The organism is Rhodococcus aetherivorans (genome assembly GCF_025722975.1).
In the GTDB taxonomy this organism is placed as follows: domain Bacteria; phylum Actinomycetota; class Actinomycetes; order Mycobacteriales; family Mycobacteriaceae; genus Rhodococcus; species Rhodococcus aetherivorans.
Map to the genome: position 1 here is coordinate 2,775,349 of NZ_CP106982.1, position 17,228 is coordinate 2,792,576.

A 17,228-nucleotide genomic window follows, 5' to 3' on the forward strand; every position below is an offset into this window, starting at 1 on the left:
GATATCTACGCCTCGGTGGTGTCGGCGTCCGGGGCGTGAGGGAACAGGGCGTCGTAGTCGAACACTCGCGCATGCAGGACGGTGCGGTTGCGCAGCGCCGAGCGCACGGCCCGGTGCAGGCCGTCCTCGAGGTACAGCACACCCTTCCACTGGACCGCGTGCGGGAAGAGGTCGCCGTAGAAGGTGGAGTCCTCCGACAGCAGCCGGTCGAGCTCGAGCACCTTCGTGGTGGTGACGATCTGGTCGAGCCGCACCTGCCGGGGCGGGATCTGCGCCCAGTCGCGCAGCGAGAGCCCGTGGTCGGGATACGGCTTGCCGTCCCGGACGCCCTTGAAAATCATGGCACCAACTTACGACGCCTCGCCGGCGGGCGCCGTCCCGCTCGCCGTCCGGGACCGGCGACTAAACTGGAGCGAAACGGCACGCAGTGCACCGTCCTGCGGTGGTGCGTGCCGTTCCGGGTGCGACAGCAGAGACGGAGGTGGGCGGGATGTCGAGCACCGAGGAACGGCGCTTCCAGGTGTTGCGAGCGATCGTGGCCGATTACGTGTCCACCAAGGAACCCATCGGTTCGAAGACGCTCGTCGAGCGCCACAACCTGGGCGTATCCAGCGCGACGGTCCGCAACGACATGGCCGTGCTCGAGGCCGAGGGGTACATCACCCAGCCGCACACCAGCTCCGGCCGGGTTCCCACGGACAAGGGCTACCGCCAGTTCGTCGACCGGATCGCCGACGTCAAGCCCCTCTCGGGGGCCGAGCGCCGGGCGATCCTGCAGTTCCTCGAGTCGGGTGTGGACCTCGACGACGTGCTGCGGCGCGGCGTCCGGCTGCTGGCGCAGCTGACCCGGCAGGTGGCGGTGGTGCAGTACCCCACGCTGTCGGCTTCGTCGGTCCGCCACCTCGAGGTGGTCGCGTTGACCCCCGCCCGGTTGCTGCTGGTGCTCATCACCGACTCCGGCCGGGTGGACCAGCGCATCGTCGAGCTCGGTGACGTCCTCGGCGAGGAGGACCTGTCGCGGCTGCGGGACCTGCTCGGTGCCGCGCTGACCGGTAAGCGGCTCGCCGCGGCGTCGATCGCGGTGAGCGAGCTGGCCGAGGACGCGCCCGACGAGCTGCGCGATGCGGTCATCCGCTGCGCCACCGTGCTGGTGGAAACCCTGGTCGAGCATCCCGAGGAGCGGCTCGTGCTCGGCGGCACAGCGAACCTGACGCGTAACGCCGCCGACTTCGACCCGCACGCCGGCTTCCCCGGCTCGCTGCGTACCGTGCTCGAGGCGCTCGAGGAGCAGGTGGTGGTCCTCAAGCTGCTGGCGGCGACGCAGGACGCCGGTCGCGTGACGGTGCGGATCGGCGAGGAAACCCAGGTCGAGCAGATGCGCGGCACGTCCGTGGTGTCCACCGGGTACGGTGCCGCGGGCACCGTCTTCGGCGGCCTCGGTGTGCTCGGCCCCACCCGGATGGACTACCCGGGGACCATTGCGTCGGTGGCTGCGGTCGCCCGCTATATCGGTGAGGTACTCGGCGAACGCTGAGCGCCGGGCGGCGCGGACGGACCATCCGACGACACAACATCTGTGCGAATAGAGAAGGACGAAGAACTCACGTGGCACGGGACTACTACGGGACGCTCGGCGTGTCGAAGAACGCGACCGATCAGGAGATCAAGCGGGCGTATCGCAAGCTCGCGCGCGAGCACCACCCGGATGTGAACCCGGACGAGGCGGCGCAGAAGAGGTTCCAGGAGATCTCCACAGCGTACGAGGTGCTCTCCGACCCGGAGAAGCGGCGCATCGTCGACCTCGGCGGGGATCCGCTCGGGTCCGGGCCGGGGGCGGGCGGTGGCTTCTCCGGTGCCGGCTTCGGCGGCCTCGGCGACGTGTTCGAGGCGTTCTTCGGTGGCGGGGCCACCACGTCCCGCGGGCCCAGGGGCCGCGTTCAGCCCGGCGCGGACTCGCTGCTGCGCACCCGGCTGACGCTCGAGGAGTGCGCCACCGGTGTCAGCAAGCAGATCGCCGTGGAGACCGCGATCCTGTGCGACGGCTGCGCCGGGTCCGGTACCAACGGCGACTCCAAGCCCGTGCGCTGCGAGACGTGCGGCGGCGCCGGTGAGGTGCAGTCGGTGCAGCGCTCGTTCCTCGGCCAGGTGATGACCTCGCGGCCGTGCCCGACCTGTCGCGGCGCCGGCGAGACGATCCCGGACCCGTGCCGCAAGTGCGGCGGCGACGGCCGGGTGCGGGCCCGCCGCGAGATCACGGTCAAGGTGCCGGCCGGTGTCAGCAACGGCATGCGCATCCGGCTGGCCGCGCAGGGCGAGGTCGGCCCCGGCGGCGGCCCCGCCGGCGACCTGTACGTCGAGATCATCGAGCAGGCGCACGACGTGTTCGTGCGCGACGGCGACGACCTGCACTGCACGATCCGGATCCCGATGGTCGACGCGGCGCTGGGCACCACCGTCGTGCTCGACACCCTCATCGACGGACCCGCCGAGATCACCGTCGAACCCGGCACGCAGCCCGGGTCGGTGGCGGTGCTGCGGGGCCACGGCATGCCCAAACTGCGCTCCGGGGTGCGCGGGGATGTGCACGCCCACCTCGAGGTGGTGGTCCCGTCGAAGCTCGACGGCAAGCAGTCCAAGCTCCTCGAGGAGTTCCGTCGCAAGCGCGAGCACGAGGTGCCCGAGGTCGTCACCACCGGCTCGCAGCACGCCGGGGGCTTCTTCTCCCGGCTGCGCGACGCGTTCAGCGCGCGCTGAGGCCCGGGCGGTGGCCGCAACCCTGTTCTATCTCGATCCGCTGCCCGAGGCCGGGGCTGTCGCGGTCCTCGACGGCAAGGAGGGCCGCCATGCGGCGACGGTGCGGCGCATCGCGGTGGGTGAGCGCCTCGTCCTGTCGGACGGCCGCGGCCACGTCGCCGACGTGGAGGTGACGGCCACCGCGAAGGACCGGCTCGAGGCCCGCGTTCTGGCTCGGCGCGAGGTCCCCGCACCGCGCCCGTGGGTCACCGTGGTGCAGGCGTTGCCGAAGTCCGATCGTTCCGAACTGGCCGTGGAGCTGGCGACGGAGGCGGGTGCCGACGCGTTCGTGCCGTGGCAGGCCGCGCGGTGCGTCGCCCGCTGGGACGGGCCGAAGGCGGCCAAGGGCGTCGCGCGATGGCAGGCCGTCGCGGTGGCGGCCGCGAAACAGTCCCGGCGCGCCCACGTTCCCGAGGTGGCGCCGGTCCAGCGGACCGCGGGCGTCGCCGAGGCCGTGCGCGCGACCGTCGCCCGCGGGGGTGTCGCGGCGGTCCTGCACGAGTCGGCAACCGAACCGTTCGCCGCGCTGCCGCTGGCCGACGTCCCCGAGCTGATGCTCGTGGTCGGGCCGGAGGGCGGCGTCGACGACGCCGAGATCGCGGCGCTGACGGCCGCGGGGGCCCGGCCGGTGCTGCTCGGGCCGACGGTGCTGCGAACGTCCACCGCCGCGGCCGTCGCGCTCGGAGCGGTGGGAGTGCTCACCGCACGGTGGAGTGCCCGGCCCGTCGAATGACCCGGGAACCGGCTCCGGAACGCGTTCGGAGGCTTCCGGTTCCGGGTTTTCCTGGGGATCTCGCCGCGCGGACCGCGCTTCACGGGGCCCGGCGGTCGAGCCGTACGGCCAGGCCGTCGAGCGGCGCACCCAGGCCTAGCTCGAACAGGTGGTCGAGGTCGAAGTCGTAGCCCTCCGCGGAGAGTGCGACGAGTGTCCGGGCGAACGTCGGGTAGCTGCCGGAGCCGACGATCGCCTCCAGCGCGGGAAGTTGGTCGTCCACATGAGCCCCTGCGGCTCCCGCACGGTGCGCGGCTGCCGCTGCACTAGCGTGTCACGCATGTCCCGAACCCGTATCGCCTACGGTCCGCAGCCGCAGCAGTTCGGCCACCTGTACCTGCCGGACGCCGCGGATCCGGCCGGGCCCGTGCCCGTCGTGATGGTGGTCCACGGCGGCTTCTGGAGCGGGAAGTACCACCTCAACCTCGGCACGCCGCTGTCGCTCGAACTCGCCGCGCACGGTGTGGCGGCGTGGAACGTCGAGTACCGGCGGCTCGGCGCGGGCGGGCGGTGGCCGGAGATGTCCGCCGACGTCGTCGCGGCCCTCGACGCCGTCGCCACCGCGGTGGCCGAGCGGGCCCTGGCCGCGGGTGTCGAACTCGATCCGGCCCGGGTGCGGGTCGTCGGGCACTCGGCCGGCGGTCAGCTCGCCGTGTGGCTCGCGGGCCAGCGCACGCAGGTGCGCCCCGAACTCGTCGTCTCCCAGGCGGGTGCGCTCGACCTCGCGTCCGCGGGTGAACGCGGCCGGCGGATCGGGTACATCGAGGACCTGTTCGGTCAGCCCTACGACGCGGATCCGGAGTTGTACCGGTCGGCGTCGCCCCGGCACCGGGTGCCGATCGGTGTGCCGGTCGCTCTCGTGCACGGCACCGAGGACGCCCAGGTGCCGGTGAAGGTCGCCGAGCGCTATGCCGCGGCGGCGGTCGCCGCGGGCGATCCGGTGGAACTGCACGTCGTCGACGGGGAGGACCACTTCGCGTTCCTCGACAAGCGGACCCGCAGCTGGGCGCTGTCGCGCGACCTGCTGCTCGCCCCCGAACCGCTGGGCTCGGGGGCGCGCTCGGCGGGCTGAGCGCTCAGCCGCGGCGGGGCAGGACCGCGACGACGACGACGGCGCCGACGGCCAGGGCAAGGCCGCCGACGAGACTCGCCGACGTGATCGCCTGCGAGAAGGCGGAGGCCGATGCGTCGAGAAGCGGCTGGGCGTAGGAGGAGACGAACGGGTTCTTCGCCAGCTCCTCGGCGACGATCGCCGCACCGCCGACCGAATCGCCCGCCGCAGCGACGGCCGCGTCGGCCTGGGCGGCCATCGGCCCGTCGAGAGTCGCGAGCGGCAGTCCCGTGAGGAATCCGGAGATCTCGCGCTGGTAGGTGGTGGCCAGCACCGAGCCCAGCACGGCGATGCCGAGGGATCCGCCGAGCTCGACCGCGGTGTCGTTCAGGCCCCCTGCGGCGCCGAGGTCGGACTCGGGGAATCCGCTCATCACGAGGTCCGTGGCCGGGGGTGCGGCCAGCCCGATGCCGAGGCCGAGGAGCACGAGCGAGACGAGGAACAGCCCGTATCCGGAACCGTCGTCGACGAGGGCGAGAGCGAGGACGCCGGCCGCGGCGACGGCCGTTCCGGCACCGATCGCGACGCGGGCACCGAGGCGTGGGGCCAGCCGCCCGCTCACGGCCGATCCGATCGACACGGCCCCGGCCAGGGGGAGCAGGCGCAGACCGGTGTCGAGGGGGCTGTAGCCGAACACGAACTGGAAGTGCTGCGCCACGAAGTAGATCGCCCCGAACGACGCGAGGAAGAGCAGCAGCACGGACAGGCACGCGCCGCCGACGGAACGGTCGGTGACCCGCCCGAGGTCCAGCAGCGGCTGCGGGTGGCGCAGTTCCCAGGCGACGAACGCGGCACCGGCGAGGGCCGCGACCGCCAGGGATCCGAGCGACGTTGCGTTCCAACCGAAGTGGAAGCCCTCGATGATGCCGAAGACCAGGGCGCCGACGGCCGCCACGGACAGGGCGCCGCCGGCCCAGTCGATGCGGGTGAGGTGCTCGGCCCGGGACGGCGGCACCAGCGCGAGCGCCGCGACCGCGGCGAACGCCGCGATCGGCACGTTGATGAGGAAGGTCGAACCCCACGCGTGCTGTTCGAGCAGCCAGCCCGCGAGCAACGGGCCGAGCGCGATCGCCAGTCCGGAGGTCGCGGCCCAGGCGGCGATGGCGCGGGGCCGTTCCGAGGCCGGGAACATGGCGACGAGCAGGGACAGGGTCGCGGGCATGATCACCGCGGCGCCGACCCCCATGGTGATGCGGGCGACGATCACCTCGGTCGCGGTGCCGGCGAGGCTGCCGAACACGGCCCCCGCGGCGAAGACGGCCAGGCCGGCGAGGAGGGCGCGCCGCCGGCCGTAGCGGTCGCCGAGGACGCCGGCGAGCAGCATCAGCGCGGCGTAGGGGACGGTGTAGCCGTCGATCACCCACTGCATGTCGGTGCTGGTGAGCCGCAGTTCGCGCAGCATGCTCGGCGCCGCGACGATCAGCGCGGTGTTCGCCATCACGACGATCAGCAGGCTCAGGCAGAGCACGGCGAGGCCGGCCCACCGTCGCGGATACGGGCGGGTGGGATCTGCGGTCGAGCGGGTCAGGATCGAGGTCATCGGCGCTCCTCACGGGATGCGGGCATCGGCAGCAATTTGCACAACACTGTGCAAGTTAGAAATTTGCACACTCGTGTGCAAGTAGAGTTGACGGACGTCACACCCGGCGGCGGAAGAAGGTGTCAGCGTGGCGGAACCGGTCCGGGGGCCGCGGCGGCGGACGAGCGGGAACCGAGCCCGGATCCTCGAGGCGGCGATGGGGTGTTTCGCCGCCGACCCGGACGCCAGCATGGACGACGTCGCGCAGGCCGCCGGCGTGGTGCGCCGCACCGTCTATGCCCACTTCCCGAACCGCGAGGCGCTCGTCGACGGCATCGCCGAGGAGGCGGCTGCCGCGCTCGCCGCCGCGGTCGACCGGCCGGACCCCGAGGAGCCCGACCTGGCGCTCGCCGCCGCGGCCCTGATGACCTGGCCCGTCGGTGACCGCTTCCGCGTGCTGCTGTCCTTCGCGCGCAAGGAGGTCGGCGACGAGCGCATCGGCGAACTCATCGCCCCGCTGCGCGCCCGCACCCTCGCGATCGTGGAGCGGGGCTGCCGGTCGGGGGTGTTCTCCGCCTACCTTCCGGCCGTCGTCCTCGTCGGGATGCTCGAGGGGCTCACCATGGCGACCCTCGAGCAGGCCAATCTCGGGGTGGTGCACGACGCGGGGGAGACCGTCGCCCTGGCCGCCCTCGTCCTCATGGGGGTCCCGCCGGAGCGGGCCGTCGACGTCGTCCAGCGGGCCCAGCGAGCGCAGCGGGATCGGCGCGCGGCGCACGGCCCGGGCGGCAATGCGGTGGGGCGCGGGGACGCCCGGCGCTAGACTGGCATCGTCACGACGCCCGTCGTGCGCGAGACGAACCGAAAGCAGGCCGTACCGTCCACGTGAGTGAACCAGACGACACCCGAGACACCGGGAACGCCGAACGGACCACCGTCCGTTCCCACCTGGACCTGCCGCCCGAAGCTGCGGCGGCGCTGCTCGGCTCGGCCGACGAGAATCTCATCGCCCTCGAACGGGCCCTCGGTGCGGACATCCACGTACGCGGCAACTCCGTCACCCTCACCGGCGCGCCGGCGGACGTCGCGCTCGCGGAACGGGTGCTCGGGCAGCTCGTCACCCTCGTCGGACGCGGGCAGGCGGTGACCCCGGACGCGGTGCGCCGCACCGTGGGCATGCTCACGCAGGGTCTGTCCGACTCGCCGGCCGACGTCCTCAGCCTCGACATCCTGTCCCGGCGCGGCAAGACCATCCGGCCCAAGACCCTCAACCAGAAGCGCTACGTCGACGCCATCGACACCAACACGATCGTGTTCGGCATCGGGCCCGCGGGCACCGGCAAGACGTACCTCGCCATGGCCAAGGCCGTGCAGGCGCTGCAGTCGAAGCAGGTCACCCGCATCATCCTCACCCGGCCCGCCGTCGAGGCCGGGGAGCGGCTCGGCTTCCTGCCGGGCACGCTGCACGAGAAGATCGACCCGTACCTGCGCCCGCTGCACGACGCGCTGCACGACATGATGGACCCGGAAGCCATCCCGAAGCTGATGCAGGCCGGGGTCATCGAGGTCGCGCCGCTGGCGTACATGCGCGGACGCACCCTCAACGACGCGTTCATCATCCTCGACGAGGCGCAGAACACCACCGCCGAGCAGATGAAGATGTTCCTGACGCGTCTCGGCTTCGGTTCCAAGATCGTCGTCACCGGCGACACCACGCAGGTGGACCTGCCCGGCGGTGCCCGCTCCGGCCTGGCGGCCGCCGCCGAGATCCTCGAGGGCATCGACGGCATCCATTTCGCCGTCCTCGACAGCAGCGACGTGGTGCGGCACCGGCTCGTCTCCGACATCGTCGACGCCTACGAGCGTTTCGAGGCCGATCGGCCGGCCGGCGTCGCCATGGGCAACCGGGCCCAGCGGCGGGCAGCAGCCCAGAGCCGGGTGCCGCGCCGGTGACCGTGACCGAGGGCCCCGCCCGTCTCGTACCCGCCGTGTCCGCATTTGCCCAGAAGGAATGCCACAGATGAGCATCGAGATCTCGAACGAATCGGGGATGGACGTCGCCGAGGAGGACCTGATCGACATCGCGCGGTTCGTCATCGCCCGGATGGACGTGCATCCGGCCGCGGAACTGTCGATGGTGCTCGTCGACTCCGACACCATGGCCGATCTGCACATGCGCTGGATGGACCTGCCCGGCCCCACCGACGTGATGTCCTTCCCCATGGACGAACTAGAGCCCGGCGGCCGCCCCGACGCCCCCGAGCCCGGCCCCTCGATGCTCGGCGACATCGTGCTGTGCCCGTCCTTCGCCGCGGAACAGGCCGAGAAGGCCGGCCATTCGCTCGCGCACGAACTCGCCGTGCTCACGGTCCACGGGATGCTGCACCTGCTCGGGTACGACCACGCCGAGCCCGACGAGGAGAAGGAGATGTTCGGTCTGCAGAACCAGCTCCTCGAGGAGTGGTACGAGGAACTGCGGCGCGCCGAGCACGAGGCCAGGCTCGCGGCCCGCGATCAGCAGCTCCTCGGCAAGGCCGGCTTCTTCGACCCGACCGAGCGGTAGCGGCCTCGTGATCGGAGCACTGGCGTGAGCGCCCCCGCGCTCGTCGTCGTCGCCGTCGTGCTGGTGGCGCTCGGCGGGCTGTTCGCGGCGGTCGACTCGGCGCTGAACACCGTCTCCCCGGCCCGCGTGGAGGAACTCGCCAAGGGCGAGCGGCCCAGCGCGCAGAAGCTGCTGGTGATCCTCGAGGACCGGCCGCGGTACGTCAATCTCATGGTGCTGCTGCGCATCCTGTGCGAGATCACCGCGACGGTGGTGCTGGTGGCGGCGCTGCTCGACTGGATGGGCCACACCGGGGCGCTGGTCGCCAGCGCCGTGATCATGGTGCTCGTGGACTACATGGTGATCGGCGTGGGCCCCCGAACCCTCGGTCGCCAGCACGCGTACCCCATCGCCCTGGCCGGGACCGTGCCGTTGCGCGTGATCGGTGTCCTGCTCGGCCCGCTGAGCCGGCTGCTGATCCTGATCGGCAACGCGATCACCCCCGGCCGGGGATTCCGGAACGGGCCGTTTGCCAACGAGATCGAACTGCGCGAGCTGGTGGACATGGCGCAGGAGCGCGGCGTCGTCGCCGCCGAGGAACGGCGAATGATCCAGTCGGTGTTCGACTTCGGTGACACCACCGCACGCGAGGTGATGGTGCCGCGCCCCGAGATGGTGTGGATCGAGGTGGACAAGACCGCCGGCCAGGCGACGTCGCTCGCGGTGCGCAGCGGGCACTCCCGCATCCCGGTGATCGGCGAGAACGTCGACGACATCCGCGGCGTCGTGTATCTCAAGGACCTGGTGCAGCAGACCTACTATTCGCGCGACGGCGGCCGGAGCGTGACCGTCGCCGAGGTGATGCGCCCGGCGGTGTTCGTGCCGGATTCCAAGCGCCTCGACGATCTGCTGGCCGACATGCAGCGCGACCGCAACCACATGGCGCTGCTCGTCGACGAGTACGGCGGCATCGCCGGGCTGGTCACCATCGAGGACATCATCGAGGAGATCGTCGGCGAGATCGCCGACGAGTACGACACCGGAGAGATCGCGCCCGTCGAGGATCTCGGCGACGACACCTTCCGGGTCTCCGCGCGGTTGCCCGTCGAGGACCTCGGTGACCTGTTCGACGTTGCGCTCGACGACATCGAGGTCGACACAGTCGGCGGTTTGCTCGGGTTCGTGCTCGGCCGGGTACCGTTGCCGGGTTCCGAAGTGGAGACCCACGGTCTGCGGCTGCGCGGCGAGGGCGGCCGCGACGCCCGGGGCCGGGTCCGCATCAACACCGTGTACGTGCAACGGGTCCCCGCGACGGAGACGGCCGAGACCGCCGCCGAGGAATCGGTCGACGGGTGACCGCGGCCGTCGACGCCACGACACCCACCGTGCCGATCCGCACCGCCGGCACCGCAGACGAGGAGCTCGTATGACCGACCCCGACTTCCGTTCCGGCTTCGTGTGTTTCGTCGGACGGCCCAACACCGGGAAGTCGACGCTGACGAATGCGCTCGTGGGCAGCAAGATTGCGATCACCTCGTCGCGTCCGCAGACCACCCGGCACACCATCCGGGGCATCGTGCACCGTGAACACGCACAGATCATCCTCGTGGACACCCCCGGCCTGCATCGGCCGCGGACGCTGCTCGGGCAGCGGCTCAACGACTTGGTGCGCGACACCTATTCGGAGGTCGACGCGGTCTGCGTGTGCATCCCGGCCGACGAGAAGATCGGCCCCGGCGACCGCTGGATCGTCGAACAGGTGCGGCAGGTCGCCCCGCGCACGAAGCTGATCGGCATCGTCACGAAGATCGACAAGGTGAGCAAGGAGCGGATCGCGCCGCAGCTGCTCGCCGTCTCCGAGCTGCTCGGACCGGACGTGGACGTCGTGCCCGTGTCCGCCACCTCGGGCGAGCAGCTCGAGGTCCTCATCGACGTCCTCGCCTCGCACATGGAACCCGGGCCGGCGTTCTACCCCGACGGCGAACTGACCGACGAGCCCGAGGAGACGCTCATGGCCGAGCTGATCCGGGAGGCCGCACTCGAGGGACTCGGCGACGAGCTGCCCCACTCGCTCGCGGTGGTGATCGAGGAGATCACCGAGCGGGAGGGTCGCACCGAGAAGCAGGGCGAGCTGCTCGACGTGCATGCGCTGCTGTACGTGGAGCGGCCGAGCCAGAAGGGCATCGTGATCGGCAAGGGCGGCGCCCGCCTGCGTGAGGTGGGCACCGCTGCCCGCTCCCAGATCGAGAAGCTGCTCGGGGTGAAGATCTACCTCGATCTGCACGTGAAGGTCGCCAAGGACTGGCAGCGCGATCCGAAGCAACTCGGCCGCCTCGGCTTCTGACCGTCGCGTGCGGTGTCGTCGGAGGGGCCCCGACAGGAAGGGATGCGCAGTGCCCTCTCCCGCATCGCTCGCGCCGACCGGTCGGGTCCGCCCGGGAGGTGGTCGTGGCCGGTGACCCCGGAGGCGGTCTGCGAGGCATGATCGTGCGTCACCGCGTCGCGTTCGGTCTCCTCCTTGCGCTCGCCTCGTCGGCGTTCGCCGTGCTGTGGCTCTTCGTCGTGCCCGCGCGAGCCGACGAGACGACCGGCGTGCAGTCGGCCGCGATCCGCTACGCCCATCCGGCGTGCTGGATGCTGCTGGCCGCGGCGTCGGCCCTGTTCGCGACGCGCGCCCCGCGCCGGGCCGTCGACGCCGTCGCGTGGAGTGCGCTCGTCGCGTATGCGGTCTTCGTGGTGGCGACCCTGGCCTGACCCGTGTGCGGCCCGCGGTCAGTCCGCCGCGGCGGGCACCGTGCTGCGCACCAGCTGCAGCACCGCCGCCGAGAGGTCGGGCGCGGCGCCGGTGGCCAGGCGGCGCAGCTGGAGTCCGGTGATGGTCGCGACCAGGGTCGGGGCGACCGACTCCGGTCGGGGGACACCGAGTTCGGTGAGGATGGTCACGGTCAGCGCGTCGTAGGCGGCCCAGCATCGGGCCGCCGCCTCCCGCAACTGCGGATCCCGGCCGGCCTGGACGTAGAGCTCGAACGGCGCGATCCGCTCCGCCGAGAACGACAGGTCCTCGGCGACCTGTCCGGTGAGTGCCGCGGCGTCGGCCAGGCTCAGTCCGCGACCACGGTAGTCCTCCGCCAGATCCCGCAACCGCGTGGTCTCGTCTGCGACGAACGTCGTCAGCGCCGACCGCAGCAGGTCGGACTGGGTGGGGAAGTGGTAGGTGATCGAGCCGAGGGAGACTCCCGCCCGGGCGGCGATGCGGCGGTTGGTGATCGCGGCGATGCCGTCCGTGCCGATCAGATGCAGGGTCGCGGCCACGATCGCGCCGCGGACGTCCGTGCCCATCGAGGTCACCACCACCGCTGCGGCGTGTGACGATCCCAGCGCAGTTCCGACTCGAGCTGGGCGGCGAGGGAGATCAGCAGGGGCTCCGCGTTCTCGTGTCCCATGAGCTGGGCGCCGACCGGCAGGCCCGATCCGGTGAAGCCCGCCGGGATGTTCACGCTCGGCCAGCCCAGGACGTTCCACGGCCAGGTGTAGGGGCAGGCGGCCGTGATCACCTTGTCGGTGGCCCAGCCCCCGAGGCCGTCCATCGCCTCCACCACCGGGGGTGGGGTGGCGGTGGTGGGGGCGAGGATGACGTCGAAGCGGTCGAAGATCGTGCCGATGCGCCGGCGGATGCGTGGTTCGGCGGCGCGAGCGGCGCGCAGCGGACGGCCGCGCAGCAGCCGGCCGGTGCGGGCGTTCGCGCGGGTGCGCGGGTCGGCGAGGGCCGGGTCGGGCAGCCGCCGCACCCAGTCGTCGATGCCGGCCATCGACCGGGGCAGGAAGTTCAGGCCCAGCAGCTTTCCGTAGGCCGGGTCGGCGACGGTCACGTCGTGGCCGAGGGCACGCAGCGTGCCGGCGAGGGCTTCGACGCGCGCGCGGATCTCGGCGTGCAGTCGGGTGCGGGTGGCGGTGTAGGGGCGCGCGAGCGAGAGCGCGATCCGCAGCCGGCCCGGATCGCGACCCACGGCGTCGGACACCGTGACGGCTTCGGCTTCGTGCAGGTCGCCGACGTGGTTGCCCGCGACGGCGTCGAGCAGCAGTGCGGCGTCGGCGACCGTGCGTGCCAGGGTGCCGTGGGTGGTGAGGCCGTGGAAGGCCTCGGGGTCGGGCCACATCGAGATGCGGCCGCGTTGCGGCTTGATTCCCACGAGGTTGGTCCAGGCGGCCGGGATGCGGACCGATCCGGCGCCGTCGGAGCCGAGCGCCGCGGACACCAGGCCCGCCGAGACCGCGGCGGCGCTGCCCCCCGACGAACCGCCGGGGGTGTGGTCCCGGTGCCAGGGGTTGCGGGTGTGGCCGAAGGCGCTGCCGCCGGTGAACGGCCACTGCCCCAGTTCGGGGGTGTTCGTCTTGCCGACGATCACGGCGCCGGCGGCCCGCAGCCGCCGCACCACCTCCGCGTCCTCCTCGCGGACGGCGAACTCGCCGGCGCATCCGAACGCGGTGATCTCGTGCGCGATGTCGGTGTCGTCCTTCACCGCGACCGGCACACCGAGCAGGGGGAGACGGACGCCGGCGGCGAGACGCCGGTCGGCCTCCTCGGCCTCGGCGAGCGCCTGCTCCCGGCGGACGCCACGGAAGGCATTGAGTGCGCGATTGCCGGCCTCGATGCGTTCCAGGGCCGCGCGCGTCGCGGCGACGGACGTGGTGGCGCCGGCGGCGAGGGCGGCGGCCTCGGCGGCGAGGCCGGGCGCTCGGGTGTCTGCCCGTGGTGCGGTCATACGGCTGCGTCCCCCTTCGTGGTGTTCGTTCGAACGAACAATAACGCGTTCCAGTTCGTCTCGTCGAGGGCGGGATGCGCAGAAATGTGGCGCTCGTCACATTGGCGGGGGGCGCGACGAGCGGTTGGGTATGCCCCCGGGGATATCGCGGGAGCCTCCCCGGGGTGTCGTAGGGACCGGCTGTCAGGAGATACACATGGGTTCATCGCGCACACGCAACCTCCGGCGCGTACCGGACACGGAGACGCGGATGGTCTTCCGCACCATCCACGGGTACCGTCGCGCGTTCCGGATTGCCGGCGAGGGGCCTGCGCTGCTGCTGATCCACGGGATCGGCGACAACTCCTCGACCTGGCGGGAGGTCATCCCGCACCTGGCCCGCAGGTACACGGTCATCGCACCGGACCTGCTCGGCCACGGCCGCTCCGACAAGCCCCGCAGCGACTACTCGGTCGCCGGGTACGCCAACGGTGTGCGTGACCTGCTGTCGGTCCTGGGCATCGAGCGCGTCACCGTGGTCGGGCACTCCCTCGGCGGCGGCGTCGCGATGCAGTTCGCGTACCAGTTCCCGCAGATGGTCGACCGGCTCGTCCTGGTGGCCGCGGGTGGCGTCACCAAGGACGTTCACCCGGCGTTGCGCCTGCTGTCCCTGCCGGGGCTGAGCGAGGCGCTCAAGCTGCTGCGCCTACCGGGCGCCATGCCCGCGATGCGCATTGCCGGTGGCCTGCTGGGCCGGTGGCACGACACCCCCTTGCGTCCCGGGGTCCTGCTGCACGACACCTCGGATCTGATCCGGGTCCTGAGCGGATTGCCCGATCCCACCGCGTGCGAGGCGTTCCTGCGCACGCTGCGGGCCGTCGTGGACTGGCGTGGTCAGGTGGTGACGATGCTCGACCGCTGCTACCTGACCGAGGACCTGCCCGTGCAGCTGATCTGGGGTGAGCACGACAGCGTGATCCCGGTGGATCACGCGCACCTGGCGCATTCGGCGATGCCCCATTCCCGGCTCGACGTCTTCCGCGGCGCCGGCCATTTCCCGTTCCGGGACGATCCCATCCGGTTCGTGCGGGTGGTCGAGGAGTTCCTCGACTCGACCGCGCCCGCCGAGTTCGACGAGCAGCGCTGGGGCCGGCTGCTGATCAACGGCGTGAGCGAGAGCCGGATCACCGGCGGTCCGGCCACCCGCCGGGCCGTGCTCGGCGCGATGGGCGCCGACGAGCGCAGCGCCACCTGAGCGATCCCGGCGCCCGCCGCCGCTAGACGGGGGCCGCGCTCCACAGTGCCCGGAGTTTCTCGGCGGTCACCACGGTGCCGAAGTTCTGGGCCACTACGGCCACCGACGCATCGTGAGCGGCCGGGCTGTAGGTCGCGGCGCAGTCCTCCACCAGGGACACCCAGTACTCGTGGAACAGGGCGCTGCGCAGGCTCGACTCGACGCACACCTCGGTGGCCACCCCGGTGAACAGCAGCGATTCGATGTTCCGTGAGCGCAGGACGTCGTCGAGGTCGGTGCCGACGAACGCGCTGAACCGGTGCTTGACGACCACCGCATCCGCGTCTTGCGGTGCGACGCCGTAGAATTCGGCGCCCGCGGTGTCCGGCCGGCAGGTGAGCCCGGTGCGGGCCGCGTCGGGTCCGTCGCCGACCCGTCCGAGCCACTGTGGCGTGTCCGTGGTCTCGTCGTGAAGGGTGCGGACGAACACGATCTGCACGCCGGCGGCCCGCGCCGATGCGATGAGGCCGGCGAGGCGCGGTGCCATGGCGACCGCGGCCGTCACGTCGAAACCGCAGCGCGCCAAGGCGCCGTCCGGGGAGCAGAAGTCGTTCTGCATGTCGATCACGACAAGCGCGCAGCGCTGTGGGTCGTAACGGAAGGGAATCGAATCCATCGTCGGGTCCTCGGGGTAGGGAATAGAAGGAAAGTCGGGGACGGGTGTGCTCACGTCGGCCGAGGTCACCAGATGACCACGGCGGCCAGGGTCGCGACGACGAGGCCGGTCACGACGGGAACGGCGAGGTGGCGGACCATGTCGGTGACGGAGACCTTGCAGAAGCCGGCCACCACGACGAGGGACGACCAGATGACCAGGGTGCCCCCGCCGGTCCAGGTGGCGCCGTTCTGGGCGATGGCGGCGAGCGTCGCGGTGTCGATGCCCGACTGCGGGGCGAGGGCGGCGGCCAGGCCGCCGGTGAGCGGCAGGCCCGCCCAGCCGGACCCGTCCAGGCCCATCGCCATTCCGATCACGAGCATGCTCAGGGCGACGAAGAGTCCGTTGTCCGGGATGAAGCCCTGCACGCCCTCGACGGCGTCGAACAGGAAGGCCGGGCCGGTACCGTCCTCGAGACCCAGGATCGCACCGGAGTAGTCGGGGATGCCCATGTACACGAATCCCGCGACGGGAAGGATGATGCCCATCGCCTTGAAGGCGTAGGACAGGCCGTCGACGAAGTGCGTCGCGCAGAACTCGAGCGCCTCCTGCCTGCGGGCGGTGACCGTCACCAGTGCCATCAGGATCATCGCCGTCCCGCCCACCAGGGACGCGCCGGCGCCGTCCGACCACGGCACGAGGTCGGTGAACCGGCCGAGCAGCATGTAGACGAGCACCGCGGCGAACGCGGCCGGTACACCGACTGCCCACCGGCGGGCCAGGCGCGGGCGGCCGGTGATGCGGGTGCCCTCGTCGTATCCGGGAAGTTCGTCCTCGAGAACGTCGACCGCACGCTCGGGCGTGGGCTCCGCTGGCGCGGCGCTCGCCGGCACGGGGTTGCGTGCGCCGCCGCCGGCCGCGGATCCGGGGTGCCCGCCCCCGCCGCCCGTCCCCGGCGTGCCGGCGCCGCCCGTCATCCGGCGGCGCACGGTGAGGAACCAGGCCAGCGCCGCGGCGACGACGCCGACGATCAGCGAGATCACCAGCGCGCGACCGGCGATGTCGTCGGCGGGCACCCCGGCGCCGCTCGCGGAGATCGACGGGGCCAGCCCGATCACGTAGTCCGAGGCAATGGACATCCCCTGACCCGAGATCGCCAGGGCGAGCGCCGCACCCAGGGGTGGCAGCCCGGCCTTGATCGCGGCGGGCAGCAGCACGGCCCCGATCAACGCGAGGGCGGGCGTCGGCCAGAAGAACAGCGACAGGAGATAGGTGAACACGAACAGCACCACGTAGGCGACGCGGCCGTTGATCATCCACCGGCTCATCGGCCGCACCATCATCTCGTCGGCGCCGATGCTCCGCATCGCGGCCAGCATCGAGGTGACCGCCGCGATGACGACGAAGATCTCGAACAGCGCCGAGCCCGAGGTGAGCGTCGCCCGGAACACCGCCATCACGGCGTTCGCGACGTTGCCGTCGTAGGCGAGGGCGGTGGCAAACGTCGCCACCACTGCCGGGATCATCACGTTCTTGCGCAGGGCCATGGCCACGAGGAGGGACACGAGGCCGAGCAGGAAGACGATATGGGCGGTGGTCACGGGTGGCTCCTCCAGCGGGCTGAGGCATCGGGCCGGGGGATCGGCGCCGCCGCGGGGTGCAGGCCCGCCTGGGCCCCGCGCTACGGGCGTCGCCGCACCGGATGTCGTCCGATGGTGCTGGGTCCGGCCCGGTTCGGCAAGGGCGAAAATGACCGAACCGCAGGGGGTTCTGCTGTGCAGGTTGCAGGGAGGGTGACGACCGCGTTTCGGGTCGGCCGGGCCTGTGAACAACGCGAAAAATCCGCGCCGCCGCCTCGGT

General features: G+C 71.8%; 18 protein-coding genes. 11 read left to right on the forward strand and 7 right to left on the reverse strand.

The genetic code is table 11. The features are described 5' to 3' along the window. Positions 1–5 precede the first annotated feature (5 nt). Positions 6–341 carry a type II toxin-antitoxin system VapB family antitoxin gene (locus OCS65_RS12655; RefSeq protein ID WP_006933828.1) on the reverse strand — a complete coding sequence of 112 codons (336 nt, stop codon included), beginning with the start codon at positions 339–341 and terminating at the stop codon, positions 6–8. A 149-nt stretch (positions 342–490) separates the two neighbouring features. Between OCS65_RS12655 and hrcA the strand changes: the two genes are divergently transcribed. The 3 genes from hrcA to OCS65_RS12670 all read left to right on the forward strand — a co-directional run bounded on the left by hrcA (position 491) and on the right by OCS65_RS12670 (position 3,526). Further along, a complete protein-coding gene (gene hrcA, locus OCS65_RS12660; RefSeq protein ID WP_050035407.1) occupies positions 491–1,534 on the forward strand; it encodes a heat-inducible transcriptional repressor HrcA in 1,044 nt (347 codons plus the stop codon). A gap of 71 nt (positions 1,535–1,605) precedes the next feature. After that, entirely contained in the window at positions 1,606–2,754 is a 1,149-nt protein-coding gene (dnaJ, locus tag OCS65_RS12665) for a molecular chaperone DnaJ (RefSeq protein WP_006933832.1), read from the forward strand. Positions 2,755–2,764: 10 nt separating this feature from the next. Beyond that, positions 2,765–3,526, forward strand: coding sequence for a 16S rRNA (uracil(1498)-N(3))-methyltransferase (locus tag OCS65_RS12670; RefSeq protein ID WP_029544348.1), 762 nt, complete (start codon positions 2,765–2,767; stop codon positions 3,524–3,526). A gap of 79 nt (positions 3,527–3,605) precedes the next feature. Here the strand turns inward: OCS65_RS12670 and OCS65_RS12675 are convergent, their stop codons facing one another. Further along, entirely contained in the window at positions 3,606–3,788 is a 183-nt protein-coding gene (locus tag OCS65_RS12675; RefSeq protein WP_185712812.1) for a hypothetical protein, read from the reverse strand. A 57-nt stretch (positions 3,789–3,845) separates the two neighbouring features. Here OCS65_RS12675 and OCS65_RS12680 point away from each other — a divergent pair, with 57 nt between their 5' ends. Beyond that, on the forward strand, positions 3,846–4,637 hold the full coding sequence (locus OCS65_RS12680; RefSeq protein ID WP_029544344.1) for an alpha/beta hydrolase family protein: 792 nt from the start codon (positions 3,846–3,848) through the stop codon (positions 4,635–4,637). A 4-nt stretch (positions 4,638–4,641) separates the two neighbouring features. On the opposite strand, the gene OCS65_RS12685 is transcribed toward OCS65_RS12680, so the two are convergent. Beyond that, the gene (locus tag OCS65_RS12685; RefSeq protein ID WP_006943873.1) at positions 4,642–6,216 is read right to left on the reverse strand and encodes an MFS transporter; all 1,575 of its coding nucleotides are present in this window, start codon (positions 6,214–6,216) and stop codon (positions 4,642–4,644) included. A 127-nt stretch (positions 6,217–6,343) separates the two neighbouring features. Here OCS65_RS12685 and OCS65_RS12690 point away from each other — a divergent pair, with 127 nt between their 5' ends. The 6 genes from OCS65_RS12690 (at position 6,344) to OCS65_RS12715 (ending at position 11,491) form a co-directional block, all read left to right on the forward strand. Then, complete coding sequence (locus OCS65_RS12690) at positions 6,344–7,018, forward strand: TetR/AcrR family transcriptional regulator (RefSeq protein WP_006943880.1); 675 nt, start codon at positions 6,344–6,346, stop codon at positions 7,016–7,018. Positions 7,019–7,080: 62 nt separating this feature from the next. After that, positions 7,081–8,148, forward strand: a complete 1,068-nt coding sequence (locus tag OCS65_RS12695; protein ID WP_263510281.1) for a PhoH family protein — start codon at positions 7,081–7,083, stop codon at positions 8,146–8,148. Between the two features lie 67 nt (positions 8,149–8,215). Further along, positions 8,216–8,758 (forward strand): rRNA maturation RNase YbeY, encoded by a 543-nt coding sequence (ybeY, locus tag OCS65_RS12700; RefSeq protein ID WP_006943887.1) that lies wholly within the window; start codon positions 8,216–8,218, stop codon positions 8,756–8,758. Positions 8,759–8,782: 24 nt separating this feature from the next. Then, positions 8,783–10,093 carry a hemolysin family protein gene (locus tag OCS65_RS12705; RefSeq protein ID WP_029544339.1) on the forward strand — a complete coding sequence of 437 codons (1,311 nt, stop codon included), beginning with the start codon at positions 8,783–8,785 and terminating at the stop codon, positions 10,091–10,093. Positions 10,094–10,163: 70 nt separating this feature from the next. Then, complete coding sequence (gene era, locus OCS65_RS12710; RefSeq protein WP_006943889.1) at positions 10,164–11,081, forward strand: GTPase Era; 918 nt, start codon at positions 10,164–10,166, stop codon at positions 11,079–11,081. 137 nt (positions 11,082–11,218) lie between these two features. Next, entirely contained in the window at positions 11,219–11,491 is a 273-nt protein-coding gene (locus tag OCS65_RS12715; RefSeq protein ID WP_139311030.1) for a hypothetical protein, read from the forward strand. 18 nt (positions 11,492–11,509) lie between these two features. Here OCS65_RS12715 and OCS65_RS12720 read toward each other — a convergent pair whose 3' ends face one another. Then, positions 11,510–12,076 carry a TetR/AcrR family transcriptional regulator gene (locus OCS65_RS12720; RefSeq protein ID WP_037201765.1) on the reverse strand — a complete coding sequence of 189 codons (567 nt, stop codon included), beginning with the start codon at positions 12,074–12,076 and terminating at the stop codon, positions 11,510–11,512. A gap of 5 nt (positions 12,077–12,081) precedes the next feature. Continuing rightward, a complete protein-coding gene (locus OCS65_RS12725; protein WP_029544335.1) occupies positions 12,082–13,500 on the reverse strand; it encodes an amidase in 1,419 nt (472 codons plus the stop codon). 196 nt (positions 13,501–13,696) lie between these two features. Here OCS65_RS12725 and OCS65_RS12730 point away from each other — a divergent pair, with 196 nt between their 5' ends. Then, on the forward strand, positions 13,697–14,734 hold the full coding sequence (locus OCS65_RS12730; RefSeq protein WP_029544333.1) for an alpha/beta fold hydrolase: 1,038 nt from the start codon (positions 13,697–13,699) through the stop codon (positions 14,732–14,734). 22 nt (positions 14,735–14,756) lie between these two features. Here OCS65_RS12730 and OCS65_RS12735 read toward each other — a convergent pair whose 3' ends face one another. Both OCS65_RS12735 and OCS65_RS12740 read right to left on the reverse strand, forming a co-directional pair. Next, positions 14,757–15,389, reverse strand: a complete 633-nt coding sequence (locus OCS65_RS12735; protein WP_072635490.1) for a cysteine hydrolase family protein — start codon at positions 15,387–15,389, stop codon at positions 14,757–14,759. Positions 15,390–15,454: 65 nt separating this feature from the next. Then, complete coding sequence (locus tag OCS65_RS12740; protein ID WP_185712810.1) at positions 15,455–16,969, reverse strand: transporter permease; 1,515 nt, start codon at positions 16,967–16,969, stop codon at positions 15,455–15,457. Positions 16,970–17,228 lie beyond the last annotated feature (259 nt).